Annotated in this window: 13 protein-coding genes and 1 pseudogene; 9 read left to right on the forward strand and 5 right to left on the reverse strand. The window is 45.1% G+C overall.

All coding sequences use genetic code 11. The features are described 5' to 3' along the window. Positions 1-387 precede the first annotated feature (387 nt). From IC007_RS01755 to IC007_RS01765, 3 genes and pseudogenes are all read left to right on the forward strand, one after another. Positions 388-804, forward strand: coding sequence for a universal stress protein (locus tag IC007_RS01755; protein ID WP_054846851.1), 417 nt, complete (start codon positions 388-390; stop codon positions 802-804). A gap of 221 nt (positions 805-1,025) precedes the next feature. After that, a complete protein-coding gene (locus tag IC007_RS01760; RefSeq protein WP_149528257.1) occupies positions 1,026-2,435 on the forward strand; it encodes a hypothetical protein in 1,410 nt (469 codons plus the stop codon). Positions 2,436-2,590: 155 nt separating this feature from the next. Then, a pseudogene (locus tag IC007_RS01765) lies at positions 2,591-3,768 on the forward strand (IS200/IS605 family accessory protein TnpB-related protein). A gap of 152 nt (positions 3,769-3,920) precedes the next feature. On the opposite strand, the gene IC007_RS01770 reads toward IC007_RS01765, so the two are convergent. Further along, positions 3,921-5,225, reverse strand: a complete 1,305-nt coding sequence (locus IC007_RS01770) for an MFS transporter (protein ID WP_054846487.1) — start codon at positions 5,223-5,225, stop codon at positions 3,921-3,923. A 447-nt stretch (positions 5,226-5,672) separates the two neighbouring features. Between IC007_RS01770 and IC007_RS01775 the strand changes: the two genes are divergently transcribed. Continuing rightward, entirely contained in the window at positions 5,673-5,942 is a 270-nt protein-coding gene (locus IC007_RS01775; protein ID WP_054846488.1) for a hypothetical protein, read from the forward strand. Between the two features lie 205 nt (positions 5,943-6,147). Further along, a complete protein-coding gene (locus tag IC007_RS01780) occupies positions 6,148-7,053 on the forward strand; it encodes a mechanosensitive ion channel family protein (protein WP_054846489.1) in 906 nt (301 codons plus the stop codon). A gap of 271 nt (positions 7,054-7,324) precedes the next feature. Here IC007_RS01780 and IC007_RS01785 read toward each other — a convergent pair whose 3' ends face one another. From IC007_RS01785 to IC007_RS01800, 4 genes are all read right to left on the reverse strand, one after another. Beyond that, a complete protein-coding gene (locus tag IC007_RS01785) occupies positions 7,325-9,040 on the reverse strand; it encodes a hypothetical protein (RefSeq protein ID WP_054846490.1) in 1,716 nt (571 codons plus the stop codon). A gap of 115 nt (positions 9,041-9,155) precedes the next feature. Further along, on the reverse strand, positions 9,156-9,506 hold the full coding sequence (locus IC007_RS01790) for a winged helix-turn-helix transcriptional regulator (protein WP_054846491.1): 351 nt from the start codon (positions 9,504-9,506) through the stop codon (positions 9,156-9,158). A 489-nt stretch (positions 9,507-9,995) separates the two neighbouring features. Then, a complete protein-coding gene (locus IC007_RS01795) occupies positions 9,996-11,936 on the reverse strand; it encodes a type II secretion system F family protein (RefSeq protein WP_054846492.1) in 1,941 nt (646 codons plus the stop codon). Next, entirely contained in the window at positions 11,933-13,492 is a 1,560-nt protein-coding gene (locus IC007_RS01800; protein WP_054846493.1) for a type II/IV secretion system ATPase subunit, read from the reverse strand. The genes IC007_RS01795 and IC007_RS01800 overlap by 4 nt, the downstream gene beginning before the upstream one ends. A gap of 53 nt (positions 13,493-13,545) precedes the next feature. Here IC007_RS01800 and IC007_RS13130 point away from each other — a divergent pair, with 53 nt between their 5' ends. The 4 genes from IC007_RS13130 (at position 13,546) to IC007_RS01815 (ending at position 16,152) form a co-directional block, all read left to right on the forward strand. Continuing rightward, positions 13,546-13,695, forward strand: a complete 150-nt coding sequence (locus tag IC007_RS13130) for a hypothetical protein (protein ID WP_156303828.1) — start codon at positions 13,546-13,548, stop codon at positions 13,693-13,695. 298 nt (positions 13,696-13,993) lie between these two features. Beyond that, positions 13,994-14,467 (forward strand): archaellin/type IV pilin N-terminal domain-containing protein, encoded by a 474-nt coding sequence (locus IC007_RS01805; protein ID WP_054846494.1) that lies wholly within the window; start codon positions 13,994-13,996, stop codon positions 14,465-14,467. Between the two features lie 795 nt (positions 14,468-15,262). Then, entirely contained in the window at positions 15,263-15,742 is a 480-nt protein-coding gene (locus IC007_RS01810) for an archaellin/type IV pilin N-terminal domain-containing protein (protein WP_054846495.1), read from the forward strand. Continuing rightward, positions 15,739-16,152: a hypothetical protein gene (locus tag IC007_RS01815; protein WP_054846496.1), complete on the forward strand. Its 414-nt coding sequence runs from the start codon at positions 15,739-15,741 to the stop codon at positions 16,150-16,152. The genes IC007_RS01810 and IC007_RS01815 overlap by 4 nt, the downstream gene beginning before the upstream one ends. Positions 16,153-16,182 lie beyond the last annotated feature (30 nt).

The following is a 16,182-nucleotide window of genomic DNA, read 5'->3' on the forward strand; positions in this document are numbered from 1 at the left end:
AGAAATGAACACGGTAGACAAAATAAATGATATTTTCTAATTTCTCCTGGTCGTATAGTTAAACGAGAAACAACAACTAGGTTTGAACGTTTCTTCATGAGCTGTAAGGACGGAAAATTCAGAATGTCTTAGTAGAGCAATGAAATCGCGGATTGGCCTCAAGGGTCTCCTGGTAAATATCATTGATGATGTCTCCATATTGAATCACAAAATGTCTAATCTAACCCCTCCTAAAAATAAATTATTATCATTCCATCTTATTACCATCTGAGTTTTTGTCACTCTAGACGTGAATTATGATACCTTATCGCTAAACTTTTTTAAAGTTCTTTAAAAAGGTAAAGAACGAAATATTTAAATTTTGCCAATCTAAGACTATCTGGGAACATGTTCAGAAGAATTCTGGTTGGTTTCGACGGGTCATCTCAGTCAGTGAAGGCACTGGAAATGGCTTTGGCTTTAGCAAAGTTACACGGCAGTAAAGTGAAGGTTGTAGAGGCTATACCCGCAACCCATCCCTCAGGGCTGTACTTGCTTAAAGAGGAATTGAAGGAGAAGGAAAGGATATTAAGGAACAGGGAGTTGACCAGGCAGAAAGCTGAAGAGACAAGGGTTGAAGTGGAATACGTACCCTTGAGAGGAGAACCGGGATACGTTATCTCAAGGGTAGCGGAAGAGGAGGACTTCGATCTAGTTGTTGTAGGGAACCGCGGCCTGAGAGGCTTCAAGAAGCTTTTCTCGGAAAGCGTTTCCTCTAGCGTGATAGAAAACTCTAGAAGAAACGTGTTAGTAGTTAAGACCTAAGACATCTCTATGGAGTTACAGGGTAGACAGACCGACTTCTCCCAAAACAAGCTAATTATCATCCGTGTTATTTGTTTTGATGACCCTACGTTTTTGATTTGCCAAAATTATCTTATTTATAAATTAAAGTTAAAGAGTAATGGAATCGCTAACTTGAGGCCTCTCGTGATGGTTTTTCAGATGACAGAAATTTTTTGTGTTTCCTTTTTTATCTATTAGTGATGGTAAAGAAGAAGAGCGTCGCCTTCCTCATGATGACCAGGTACAGCAAGACGTTGATCGTTGTGTTGAGTATCTCCTTGGTTCTATCCGTTGTAGAGTTATCCCTCTTTTTCATCTTAAAGGGTAACCCACTCTTTCAAGCCTTTTTATCTTCCTCTTTTGTCGGGTACTACGCCAAGTACTACTTCGTGTTCCTGCTGGTTCCGCAGATCTTCTTCATCTCCACACCTACCAAGGCAGATGCGTTTAACTTCTTCACTCTCCCCTTAAGTAAAGAGGAGATATACGACTCGTGGGCTTCATTTCAATTTATATCAAGATTCACGTTCACCTTGTTCTTGGCTACAGCAGTTTTCCTGACGGCCAGTTCACCACTCTATCCGCTCTTCTCCTTAGAGTTCTCAGGGATCGGTGCGTGCCTTAGCTCAGTCTCGATGATAGGGAGGAAGGCGAAGGTCCTGCTCTACGTCACACAAGCGGTAGAGGTCGCGTTGCTCTTAATCTCGCTCAGGCTGTCAGTGGTAGTCTCCTTTCTACTTTTGATAGGGTCACTATTCGTCTTCGTGTTCTATAGGTCTAGGTACAGTCCTGTGGAGTTCCTGTCGTCGATTTTCGAGGTAGAGAGGAAGGAGGTCAAAGAAGACAACAAGATCACATTGAAAGGACAGAGAAGTCTACTCCTCACCAGACTCTATCACCCTCTCATAGGGATCACGTTCAACGCGTCGGGACAGATCAGGATAGTGAAACCGAGAATTGACGGGAGGGTAGTCCTCTTGTTAACCTCTGTCGTTACGGGGGGAGTAGTTTACGTCATGTCTCACTTCATCAGAGCGAACGGGTTCATCGGTGATGAGACGTTAAGCATAGTAGTCTTGTTGGCAATGTACTTCTCTTTGTTGATCCAGTCTCAATGGATCGTGGTAGGTACCCTAGCGTATGAGAGACCTTGGATTTTGGCCCAGACTTTGGGGATACGCTTCATCAGGGACATACACGTGGCTAACTTGGCCAACCTGACTCTCTCCTGGGCTTTGCTCTTCCTTGTAGTAGGGATAACCTCGCCTAGACTTTGGGAGCTCGTCCTGCTGGTCCTTCCCGTGTCGTGGTTCGTATACTTACTTCTCTTCCCATTGACAGCTTTAGTTGCGCCCAACCTTGTGGGTGTAGCTGACGGCTCTCAGCCTTATCAAAATAACGTAAGGAACTTGTTTGGGTTATCTACAGTCATGATGTTTCCTTTCATTTTGTTGGACGTGACCGGGATCTTATATGCCTTTCTGAGTAACCCTACTCCATTGATAGAGGTCGAAAGTGTAGCTTTGACTATCTTGGTAGCGTCACTTTTCATAAGCGGTAATTTCAAGGATTTCACGATTAGGGCCCTCAGCGAAAAAGGTTACTTATAGGAAAGACCACGGCTACCTCCGAGCTCGATATGGTAAGCACGAAGTTGAACCTTTACAGAAAAAGGGGTTAAGGGGGCGGAAAGCCTCGCCTCTCTGAGGCGGGGATGGATAGTCCCCTTTGTTTAAATATTAGTTTTTTTTTCGAAATTCTATTGATGGCTAGGAGGGTTAAAGCGATCAGAGCTACTGTTTCTATGAAGATCGCTCTCTCTGAACCCCTCCTAGCCCTCGTGAACGACTACGTGAAAGCAATACGTTTTTCGTTATTTTGGTTGAAGGAAAATGTCCCGAACCCGGAAGAGAAGGGAGTGTTAGGAAAAGTCCACGAGGAGTTATACACGAAGTTAAGAGAGGAATACGACCTACCATCAAAGGTTGCTGAGGACTGTTATAGGGATGCTCTAGCGACGTACAAGGGTTGGTACAACAACCCGAGAAGAGGACGTTTCCCGAGAGTGTACAAACCTACAGTGTGGCTACCCTAGAGCGAGCTATAGCGTGGACTTCGATAACATGACTGTTAGGATAGCGAGTGTTGGTGAAAACTACCACTGGGTTATCCCAGGAACCTCAAGGACTACATGAGTTGGAGGATGAAGGAGGCTAGGCTAGTGGTTAACCATGATAAGGCTTTCCTCAAGGTCGTTTTTGAGAGACCGAAAGAGGAAGTCGAAGCTAAATCAAGCGTTGCTGTTGATATCAATATGAACGAAATAGTTGTTGGCAAGGACGATACACACTACGTCAGGATTCCGACTCGCCTTCACGAGGTTCACCAGTGGAAGTCTTCAGCTGAAAACCTTCAAAAGAATTAACCCAAAGAGGTGGAGGGAGAACGAGAGGATTCTTCACAGGATTCGTTCTCTTCATCAAAAGGCTAAGAGGATTACGGAGGATGCTAGAAAAGTGGGAAAGTGGGTTGTTGAGGTTGCTGAGGATTTCGGTGCCAACGTTATTAAGTTAGAGAGAACCTCAAGAACCTGATTAAACGTGTTAACAAACTACCACTTGATCGGGGATAGGTTGTATTTGATGCAATATCGTAGGATTCAATATTGGGTTGAGTGGCAAGCTGAGAAGCGTGGCGGTCGTAGAATTCGTGAATCCCAGTTACTCTTCCGTTTCATGCCCTAAAAGTAGGAAAAGGATGGAGGAGAAAGGATATCGTTGGTCTAGGTGTGCTTGTGGTTATGAGAACGACCGTGACGTTATTGCGATCATGAACCTAAATAGGGGTTCTCTGACCCTCTCGTCTGTCCCTCAAATGAGAGATGTAAACCCGAACCGATTAGGGGAACCCTCGCCGTGGCGGGGAGGAAGTCAGCACGTGTAAAAAATAAATTAAGTGTAATTTTCAAACTTCTAATGATCTCTAAAAGGTTGGGTATCCCCCTCTCCTTCTCTTTCCTCAACCTTTCGGGTTACGTTCTTCTCTCCTCCCCATTTCTGGTTTCAGCCATGACACATGAGAACGGACAAGGCAGTTCAAGACTTGACTGTACCTCTCTCCCCACTCGTCTCCTCTATGGGGACCATATTCGTATCGTAACCCTTGCCTAACCACAGGAGAGAGCCAGCTAAACCGAGAGACCATAAAGCCAAGTTGAAACCTACGAACTGAACCTCACTGAAAGAGCTGGTCAGCTGTATTGATGCAGCGTAGGACAACATGGGAGCTACTCTCACAACACCGATGAAGAGTGCTCTGGCTCTGATAGGCATCAGGGTAGGCTCGAACACCGTCCTGACGGCCCACCCGAACTCGCTGAAGAACATGTTAGCTGTGAGCAGGACGTAGAAAGTGACCATGGAGAAGGGGATAAGCGACGTGACTAACATCAGGATAGGTATCATGCTTACTGTCCCTCCTAGGAAGGAGAGAAAGGCGAACTTCCTAGAACCCAGTTTACTGGCTAGGGCGGAAGCTATTAAACCAGCAGACGACGCTCCCACGTTAGCTACTAACGCTATCAAGTCTACCGTTAACCCCTTAAAGTAGAAGTCTGCTATCGTGTACGCCATCAGTCCGTACGTCAAGTATTGGGACACGCTGATCAGGATCAGGAACATGAACCTGGTCAGGAGGGAGGCCGTTCTATCCACTTTCTTCTCCTTTTCCTCCATGACAGGGTGGAACTCCTCAGCTACCTTCCTCGCGTCGTCCTCTTTCCCTTCCTTAACGAGCCACCTTACGCTCTCAGGGAGGGCTCTCCTGAGGACTATAGCTACCCCCACCAGGACGATGGCAGTGAGCCCGAGGACCCTGAGCTCGATGAGGTAAGAGTCAGAAACGTAATAGGTCAGGTAAGCTATAGCTGAAGCGAAAGCAGCCCCTACGTTATCGAAGTTGGGAAGGAGGATCAGCATGGTTTCTCTGAGCCTCAGGGGCATAGTTTCTGCAGTGTAAGACAAGGACGTAGGCACCTCCCCCTCTATACCCAGGTCAGCTAGGACTATCCCCAGGACGATCATGGGAAGGAAGAAAGGTGATTTCCCTGTCATCGCAGCCAGGAAGACGACCATGGCGCCTGACCCGTAGAGCGTCATGGTGAGGAAGAAGGTCGTCTTCCTCCCGAGTTTCACATCTGAGAGAGCCGAGATCACTAGGTCTCCCACGAGTTGGGCCAAGATGGGGACTATAAGGAACCATATTGCGTTAACTGAAGGATAGAACAGAGGCGCTATGCTGGATATGACCCCCCACATGAAGAAACCTAAGGCTAAGGAAGAGAATAGGGTCCAGTGGGGCTTCGACCACGAGGAAAAGTCAATGTTTTTTGTAATGTCCACGTGAGAAAAGGAAATTACCAACTTATAAACTTAGTTATACACACTCACATGCATAGCTGACTTATCATGCCTTAAGCCTACTGAGGTCACGTTACAAGCCCTAGGACTAGCTCGCTTCTAGGGAGATTAGATCTCATTATTACACTCGGAAAAAGCTAGGTGACTAAGATCCAGATCTTTAGATTTAGAGGGATAGAGAATGAGAAATGCTTATAAAAATGTTTTGTTGATTCTCCAAAGCCATGAAGAGAATCTTTATCATGTTTTTCTATTTCTTTTCTTGATATCATCAGCTAACGTCCTTCCATCTTTAGAGTCAACTCATGTGATAAAATCAAGTACAGAATATTATCCTGTAGACCAGCCCAAAGGAAGTGTTTTTTACAAAAGATTGAAAGCCTCGCCCTTTAGGGCGGGGGAGGAAGTCAGACTAATCATGACGTCTCCTTGCAGTACTCCACAACAGGAGGAGTAGGGGCCGTGATATATTACGTGTACCTTAACGGCAGAGAGATCTACACCGGGTCTTCTCCTCCAACTACCATGACCTTAGAGCAAGGTGAAAACAACGTCACTGTGGTCGCGGTAGATTCCCTGGGGGTTAGATCTGTGGCCGAGTTCACTTCCTACTCCTCCCTTCAGTATCTCCCGTTCCTGATCGTGCTAATTCTTGTAATAGCGATTGTAGTTGCAGTAATATTGAGAAGGGGGAGATGAAGAACTCCCTCTTCTCTTTTTTAAAAAAGAAATAAATTGAAAAAGAAATACCCTATATTTATACATTTCTGTCCTTTTTTCAAAATACTGGAGCCTTGTCAGGCCTTCAGTTATGGACACTGACAAATAGAGCATCATTTCTAGTGGTCTGAGCTTTGAGACCAATCTTCTAGAAGAAATAAATGGGGATAAGAGACTGTAACTTATGTTGAAGTTTTACCAAAAATTCACCATAGGAATCTTACTCGGATTTACTCTCTTTGCAATTAATATAGTAATCTTAGAGAAAAATCTTCTGCCTACCATTTACGAGACTGCCTTGAAGGCTTCGAGCATAGTAATAGGAGGAATTTACTTCACCATCATCTTTTCAGACGGTATTAGGGAAATTCTAATTAAAGAGAAGAACTCTTCCCAAGTATCAATAGTCATCCCCAACGTGGTAAAATACGTCGGTTACATCTTAGTTTTCATCGGAGTGCTTGCAGTCTTCGGAGTTACCTCTGCCGAAGCCCTCGCCGGAGGGACTTTCGCAGGGCTCATATTGGGTCTAGCTTTACAGCCCGTGCTGGAGAACTTCTTTGCAGGGATATTAATAATTTCAACCGGTTTTATCTCAATAGGAGACCACGTAAGGGTTCTGAACTCGCAGATACCTTACGTACCTGCTAACTTGCCTCCTTACAAGTTCTTCTCAAGGGAATACATAGAACAAGGGCTTGAAGGGACTGTGGTTGAAATAGACTTGTTTTACTCCAGGGTTCTACTGGAGAACGGCAGGGAGCTCAGGATCCCTAATTCCCTCCTCTTGAAGTCATCTGTCATAGACTACACGTCAAAGTTATCCAAGAACATATACGTGAGCTTGAGGGTCGAATTCCCCTTGGATAAGGTAGACCTGAGCACTCTAGAGGAACAGGTGAAGGACTCGTTGAAGGAGTTCGAGATCGAGGAAGGTCCTTATTTGAGTGAGCAGAGCGACAAAGACAACGTGATAGTGTCCTTGAGGATAGTTGCAGACGTAAATTCATGGAAGAGGACTAAGTCAGACGCTCTGAGAGAACTCCTGTATTTAAGGAGTAAGATGATAAAAGGGCAGACACTCAGATAATTTAGGTTAGCCGAAAACAGATAGAACGACTTAGAGCTTAGTTCAATGTGCTTAAAAAGTAATGAGGTCCATTTCCTTTCGTTAAAATTCAAAGCTAATGTTTTCTCTTTCCACACTAAACCTATTTATAGTATTAAGTTATTACCTGACTTTACGCTATCTTTGTATATTTTATCGAAGATGAAGGTTCGACTTAGCTATAGATATAGTATCTGAAAGGATGCTATTACTTATAACGGAAATCAAGCAAGTTCATGATTCTCTTTCTTACTTAGCACTGCATTCCCTGCTCAGCGCTCAGAAACCTGCAGGATTCTCCGAGCCTAGTCACCAGGTTAAGCCAGAACCTTAGGAACTCTTCCATTCCTTCACTTCCGCCAGAGAGCACTCTGGGATAAGAACCCTTCACGTCTCCGTTGAATATAGACTTCACAAACTTAAGGTACTCCTTGTAGTTCCCCGACATGAACTTGATCGTGAAGCCTATTTGAACCAACTGCCTCAAGAGTTCCTCTTCGTCTACCTCCCCGAGGAAGGAGGAGTAATACATGATCAAGAGTGATGGCACTATACTGTATCCTAACTCTCCCACCATGTCCATGGGTCTGTACACTACTCTTCCCGTCAAAGGCGAAACGTTCACGCTCTCTATGGACTTACCCATGGATCTGAGGGAAGGCGCAGTGACGTCGTATACCAAGATCACCGGTTCGTTACCCTTGGAGTGGGAATACACTATGAAGGAGGGCTTATCTAAAGCCAACTTAGTGTACCTAGACATCATCAAGGAGAGACCGTAAATTGACGGGTTCAGGTTCTTCCTGAGGATGTTGACTCCGAACTCGTTGGTAGCCTTCTTCCCTCCGTAGACTAGGACTCTCCTGAAGCTCCTCTCAGCCTTGTTTTCCCTTGTGATCTCTTCTCCTTGTAAAGACTTCATGAACCTATCGAAGAGGTACTCATGTGATCGGGTTAGCTGTTGCGTAAGCGAGTATGGGTCAGCTTCTCCTACTACCTTCATAGACGAAGCCTCGCTCATCGGGAAGTCCAATGCGTCTCTGCACGCGTTTATCAACGACTTTCTCTCCCCCCTTCTCACGCGTTCTACGCTCGCGTCCAGTACAGTCCCAGCTATTTCCCTCGATCTGTCAGACAGCGAAGAAAAGTAGTAATCTAGGTACTCTTCTTTTTTCTTCACGAAGTCCTCTTCTACCAGAGCCCACGCGACGGGCTCCAGGAGCACTGATATCATGGAAGGGTAATAGAACGATAGGAAATAGCTGTGCTTGACTAAGTCCTCGAAAAGGGAGACCGCGTCTTCCCTCATCATGGCCCCAACTATCTCGTCACTGTTCTTCTTTATTAACTCCAATGTGTTCTGGTTAACCTCTCTAGGGACCCCCGTAAGCTCGTGGACCATCTCAGAGAACACCGCTTGATCCAACTCAACCCTCCACGAGACGGCGTCTATAATCGATCCCGCGGACGTGCCCTTCAAGGTCCTCCAGTGGAGGTGTTCGTGAGTCAGGGTCCTGACAGCATCTCCTTTAACGTCAGTTCTCAGTTTAGAGGCTAACTCGGTCACGTTCTCACCGTCCTCTATTCCTTCCATCAAAGAAATACCTCCTCTCTTAAACCAGTCGTGAAAGCCCACCTCCATTGACCCTACCGTGTCGGTATTTATCCCCATGCTCTCCAACGGGATACCTCTCCTTATCACCACCGACTCTCCTGTAAATATGCCTGCGTCAGACTTCAGGTTAGTGTCGTTGATGTGTGTGAGCCCTTTCCCTTCCATGAGATGGTGTTCGACCTTCATGGACTTACTGTCGTCGTATAAGGAACTAGTTAGCCAAACTATCAACTTGTCCTTCACCATGTCCGGCATATGTGACAAGACCTTGTAGTTTAAGGAGAAGAGAGACTTGCCCAAGTAAAAGTATGTTACCTTAGATAGAAGTAAATCAGCTTTCCTCACCATCTCCATGTAAGCATCTCGGTCTCAAAGGCCATATGAGAGTTAATCATTCATCTATTAAAAGTTTTTCTTTATATTAAGAAACAGCTTTTCGTTTTTAAAACTAAAATAAGTTAAAACTTTATCACGTATCTTTTCTGATCTCCTTCTCTAACTTCTCAAGGGTGTCTATCTCGTCCTCGTCTATCTCGTCTACGTGTCTGGCTATCTTAGCTGCTAGGTACCTCATCTTCATCTTCTTATCGCTCTTAAGCTGGGCTACTGCTTCCTTGCCTGACTCGGTAATCGAGTAGACGTCGAACTCGTCCTTTACGACCATTCCCGTCTCGGTCAGACGCTGTAGAGACTGCCAGACAGTCTTGTTGTTCAGCCCGGTAGCTCTAGAGATATTGGCCGCCCTGTCCCTACCCTTTACGCTCAGATACTCCAAAACTTCTAACTCAGTTGATTTAGGATCCAAGTTATAGTTAGTCATTTCTTTACCTCTATCTATTATTAGATTCTATGATATATAAACCTTTTTTCTTAGTTAGAAAAAAACTGAAATAGAAGAGATAACGGGAGGCAAGTTTTTGTGACGTTTGTAGCTTCAACGTGAGAGATGATGAGGTATGCCTTACGTCATTTTCGGACCGTGATTGAAAGAGGGATGGAAGATCCTCTGAGGAGATTTCATGGTAACAAACTTCGAAGATAGGTAGGGCTGGCGCGTTACGGGATCAGAATCCAACCGTAAGTGATTTCCAGTGATCTGGTTCCTCGTCATAAAGATTTCTCGTCTAAAAGGTGAGGAAAAATATTTCACGTTGAAGACAGAGTAAAGAAAGCGAAGTAAAGTAAAAAAGCTAAACAGAATATTTATACTACACGTCATATGTATGGAGAAGATCTGAAGACGGGGTTTAAAGAGAAGCGAGGAATTCGAACTCGTCTTCATGAGTTACTCATGCAATACAGGAAATAATCAAGGCATAAACAACCTGGCTATGGAAGGCTCCACATACGTGAAAGCGAGTATTCCCACCAACGCTAAGGTCAATCCTACTATGGATATAACAGTGTTAGCTATAGTTCCGCTTGACGCCTTTCCTAGGATTAACCCCACAAAGAAGGAAGAGAGTTCAATGAAGACATACATCAGTTCCTTGAGCTCCTGAGAGATATGTACCCCTTGAAAAGTGTAAACCCCCGTGGTGGAGATGGTAGGGGAAACCCCAGTTAAATACCCTCCGAAGGAGCTCAGGAGCACAGTAGTTATCAACACGACGAACGTGAGAAGGATAGGTGTCATAACTCCCAGGAATTGGTACATCCTTATCCTGCTCAACGCCTCCCTCTTGTACTCAACGTACTTCCTCGTGAAGTCGTTAAGTTCCTCGAGTAACATGGTGGAGACGTTCCCGCTTTCGGAGATCAATCCGAGCATGAAGAAGGTGAACTTGCCCATCCAGCTCGAGGACGATATTGATACCTCATTTAGAGGAATTCCTGACTTCACCTGTGAGCTTGCTTTCCCTAAGATCTCCTTGAAGCGACCCGTGTAGGACTCAGACAATGATACCTTAACCAAGGACTTGTTCACGTTATATCCTATCTTCCTATACTCAGTTAGATCCCTCAAGAATTGGGGTAAGTTGTCCTCAACGTTCCTGACTTCACTGATCTTGTTCTTGACTTGCAAGTACATGGAGATCGATGCAATGACTAGGGACACATAAACATCCACGAAGAGCGGTGCGTGTGAGATAACCCCCACTAGGAAAGACATCACTCCTAGCGCCAACGGTACGGTAGAGTTGAAGCTCAGATCGTCGAAGGTCTTAGGTCTCCACTCCCTGACCATAGCGTAAAGCGCGACCATAAAGAAAGGAGGCATCAAGATCAGGAGGTAGAGAAGGCTTATCCCGCCAAATATAGACAACACAAGGAACAGTGTAGGGAAGACCAGGAAGGAGATAATTATCGTCTCTCCAACGGATGAGATCCTGTCTGCATAAAAGGACCACCTGAAGTTTAGGACGTTCACGAACTCTTTAGCCTTGTCGTTCAGGTAGTCCTGTATGCCTCCCCCAGCCCTGAAAACTGAGGAGTATGCGTAAAGGAAGGATGCATACTCCTTTAAGGGGTGAACCCTGGCTCTGTAATCCACGAATTGAATCAACGACTTCCCGTGGTTCCTCATCTCCCTGATGAAAGCCTTAGACTCCCTACCGAAACCCCTAAACACACTCTTCTCATATATCCTCTTGTAAACGTAGGACAAGTTAAGTCCGGAGGAGGAAGCCACAGAGGAAAGGAAGACGAAGAACGGAAGCTCGTAACTCACGTCCTTGGACTCCTTCTTAGACTTTCCTCTGTAATATATTGCGGGATATTCGTACATCAGGAAAGGAACTATCCAGATAGCCTGAACCAGGAGAAGCGAGAATAAGGGTAGCCTAGCTATGAGTAGGGAGAGGACCGACACCGCGTCAATTCCTCCGCAGAGCAGTGTATAGGAAATAGATCTACCCACGAAATCAGAAACGAATGACAAGCTGTTGTCGTTCTCGGAGCTCAAGGTCATGTCCCTCTCTACCTTGGACATGTAAGACCTAACAAGGGAGTTGAACCTCTCCCTCCCAAATATCACCTTCCCCAAGACTTCTCCTTTCGTCCCGTGATACCTCTTTCCCTTTCTCCAAGGTTTAGTGAGGGCTGAACCCGCGAGGAGGACAGAACCAGCCACTAGAAATAGCTCGTAGTAAGGCAGGAAAAAGGGGAGCGATAACCTCATGTAAGGAAACAAGGCCATGAAGAGGGAAGCTACCAACAAGGCCATGGAAGCTACGAATAGTGGGGACCTACTCATGAGGTAAAAGCCGAACTCAATTTCCATGAAAGGATCTTCGCGTCTCTGTTTCATGCTTCCATCCTCCTCTCCATTGCTTCAGGGTAGAGATAGAACTCGCTTAACGTCGAGGAAATCTCATGGTAAGAACTCATGTTTCTCTTTACCATGAAGGAGAGTAGCTCCCCTCTCCTCTTCACTTCCTTCCAGAGTATGTTCTCGTCCCACCCCATCAGGTTCATCGCGTCCTTGAGCTGTGGTGAAAGGCTTACCCCTCCGCTCTCGTAAGACATGATTTGTTCGAACCCTTCTCCCACGCTTTCCCAAATTCCGGTGACCTTCCTCACCTGCTTCTTGCTCAAGTAGTCAGTAGTGTTCTTGATGACGACCACGCTGGATAGCAGGTTCTTGAACTCCTTAGACACGGTGTCCGACAAGAGAGAGACTATCCTTGTCTTCACGTCCTCCACATTCCCTCCATGAAACGTGGTTAGCCCTCCATGTCCAGTTGATACTGCTTGTACCAGATACTCCATTTCGGATCCCCTGATCTCGCCCACGATAATGTAGTCCGGCCTATACCTGAGCGACAGCTTCACCAGATCCGCCATATCGATTTCTTTCCCCGTGTCGAAATTGAGCGTCCTGGTGAATAGACGAACCCATACCTCGTTGGACAACTTCAATTCAGGCGTGTCCTCTATGGTCAGGAACTTAGCGTTAGGGTTAAGTAACATTAAGACGGAATTCAAGAGCGTCGTCTTACCCGAACCAGTAGGTCCCACTATGAGCATGAACTTCCTTGCCTCAGCTATTATCCACATGTAGACGGCCTCAGGGATTGTGATCGTCCCGAACCTCAGTAGGTCAACTATTGTGAATGGTTCCTCAGGATGTTTCCTTATATCGAGCGTAGTTCCAGGGAGGGAGACTTCGTTTCCGTAAGTCACCGCGACCCTGTGTCCTTCCTTAAGTATGAAGTCCTGCATTGGGTTTGCGATGCTCACGTCTCTGCCTCCGAAGTCTGAAATCTTCTCCACGAACCTCATGAGGTCCCTCTCAGACGAGAAACGAACGTTAGTCTCAAGCCTGAAGAACTCGGTGAAGTCACGGTGAACTACTGTCACGGGCTTCTCAGATGAGGTGACCTCTATCTCCTCCACTAACGGATCGAAGATCATCGGAGATATCCCGGAGTAACTCATCTCCCTCAGTACGAAGTAAGTTACCTTGGATACGTCAAGGGAATTGTCTACTAATTCCATCTCTTCTTCAACTTCCTTCACGTAGTCCATTATCTTCCTCTTCTGCGAGAAGAAAGTTCCCCTGTCTTCTTCAATAGTGGGCATTGAGGAATAAACGTAATCTACTATTGTGCCTACCACCTTGACGTCATCGGGGCTCATTGATGGCTCTGAGATCAAGTAGTATCCCTTTCCTCCGCTGCTCACAACCGTTACGTTCACCAAAGAAAGGATTGGATCAACGTCCTTAAGCGTGTACTCCTTTAACACCTTTCCCTTCACCTCGAGGAACTCAGACACCGTGGTTTCCGTCGGAACTACCTCCGTGGAAGACCCAAGGGACTTTCTGTTAGCAGAATTATTCTTAAAGAATATTTCTTTCATCATAGTCTATAGCTCTCTACTCAGTTTATAAGTTAACATGAAAGATCCGAACTTCCGTGGGCCTTTCTGTGTTGAAGAGCACGGTAGTTGAAGCAATGTATAAGGTGGCATTCATCTTTTTTATGTACAAGTTCACATATCACCCTTATCCAGTCTTGAACGACGCTCCGTCTACCCTAAGAGGAGGAACGCTTACACTAGAGTGAAGCGGATGCATTTCATTATTAGTTCTAAAAAATAGTCCTAGTTTGAGGTTGCAAGTTCTTCGAGGATTAAACGTATTATTCTCTTTTTTGCAATTTTTAATGTTCTCTTGAGTTTTGAACATCGCTAACAGACATACATGTTCAGGATGCCAAGCTCAAGATGCTAAGTCTATTCACGTGACTTTCTTTGGTTCATTGCTGATCCTCTTCTCTTCTAAATTGTAGATTCTGTAGATAGATAGATTTTCTAGACAGAAAAACTTAATAGCCAAAAAAGATAGTCCTTTAGTAGGAAGACATGAAAAACTTTAAGTCGTTAAAACTGAAAAGAGGAGAGTCGAACATTATAGGGAGCCTTTTTCTGATCCTTATAGTGGTTGTAGGTGCAATTCTTGTTGGTTATTACGTCTTCGGACTCATATCCAACAACCAGGCTAAGACCACCATGGAGATCTTGAACGAGAACTACGTCGGTGGCACTCTGTATTTGACATTGAAGAACGTAGGGAACGCGTTAGAGGACGTGAACAGTGTACAAGTATATCACGGAAATACAGTCATAGGGAGCTATTCGTCATCTGGAGTGACTGTAATGCAGCCCATCAATCCAAATCCCACAACCAGCTCAACTTCATCCTTACAGCCGGGTCAGGAAACAGTAGTTCAGATACCATTAAGCGGTGCTGAGCCTGGTCAATCTGTGACCGTCATCGTAACGGTAGGATCTGGACAGTCCGAAAACACGGTGTCTCAGGACTTCACTCTCAACTGAAAATTTTCTTTTTATCTTTGTTTTTCTTTTTTCAAAAAATCATTATCATTATTTATAATTATCATCTTTATTTATGATTTTTACTTGTTTACGTGTTTATCCTTTGTACATTCTCTTATCTTTCCTCCTCTATTTTCGCTGAAAACTGACTGAACTTTCGTCTCTTCGCGTCGATGGTAGGGATCCTTGGTAAGTATCCAGTTTGAAACGGGTTCTCTGGGTTACGTCAGTGATGCTTTCAGGTAATAGATGAGACCGTGACGGTTGAGGCGGGGCATGCGTGATACATTCCATTCCCAATAGCTATGATTGATGCGCCTCCTACCTCTCATCCAATCCTCGGATTCGGAAACGATCCGTAGTTTAGTCCTCTTCTGCAAGCGAAGCAAGAAGTCTATAAGGCAGGTAACCTATTGATGGACTCTCTGCTTGTCACATACAGCTTCAACTAGCGAGCGTTTTACTATCACGATGAAGCCGTTTGAAAGAGGAGTGAAATATACCACGCATGTTATCTTATCACCTTAGGGACTATTTCTCCTAGGGAAGAATTTGAGTATCGTAGTAACTCTCACTATTCCAAATTTTATGATCTAAAACTCACATAGAGATAGTTCTCTTAGAGAAATTACGATCTATTTTCCACAAGGCTCTCATCGTCCATGGTTAACACACGGTTTCGTATTTCAACGCTTATTATGAATTAAGAGATACCATCTATAAGAAGAATTATTCTTGAAGGAAAATTCTTTCATTATAACTTTTAACTTCTCTCTTACTATTTAGAATGAGAAAATGAATGCGAGAAAATCAAGAAAAGGAGTATCTGAGGTTGTGGGGGCAGTCCTTCTGATACTGATAACTCTAATCGCAATGGTTTATTTGGTGGAGACTTACCTTAGGCAGTCGGGCTTCGCAGACCAAGGGTTCGCTGAAGAAGCCCATTACCAGGAACTTAAGGCCGGGCAAATGGTCGATACAGTTTACTATGCTAACCATAAAGTTACGCAGGGCTACTTGGATTGTTTCATAATAGTGAACGTTGGAGATAACATAGTCTTGTCTAAACACGGTGTGTTGAGCCAAGACTCGGGCACGCCTTGTCCTTACTATGTGGAAGTGTCGAACTCTTCGGGGAACACGCTCCTTGGAAGCAACAGCTCGATAACCCTGACCCATGGGATGACCTATAAGATCATGGTATTAAGCAAGACCGAGCTTTCCTCCATATACTTAAACGCGTCCGGAGAGAATATCATCGAGGTGAGCTCATGAGGAAAGGATTAGCGTCCCTATTCGTGGTCATGGCAGTCATGGTGATTGTAATTGCGTTTCTCGGTTTCCTGGGATACGTGTTCTTGATCAACTCTCAGGTGGATCAGGAGTATCAGAACTATAGGGCTGTTCAACAAGTGAGGGAGCAACAAGAACTGTTCGTGAATGAGGTCTTGAACGGAGATGGGCAAGTAGCTTACCTGAACGTCACGAACGACGGGAACGTCCAAGTGAAGATAGTGAACGTGATACACGTGGTTAACGTAAGTGGTTATTACAGCGTAATTTTACAATACGAAAACGTGAGTATACCCCCCGGAGGAAACGCCATGATATCCGTTAAGTCCTATCCGCATGAAACGACGCAACTGATAGTGGTGACCAGCTTGGGTAGGACTTTCACGGCGTAATCTTTTTCCCATTTCTTTCTATTCCATTAT

This window comes from Sulfuracidifex tepidarius (genome assembly GCF_008326425.1).
Lineage (GTDB): Archaea > Thermoproteota > Thermoprotei_A > Sulfolobales > Sulfolobaceae > Sulfuracidifex > Sulfuracidifex tepidarius.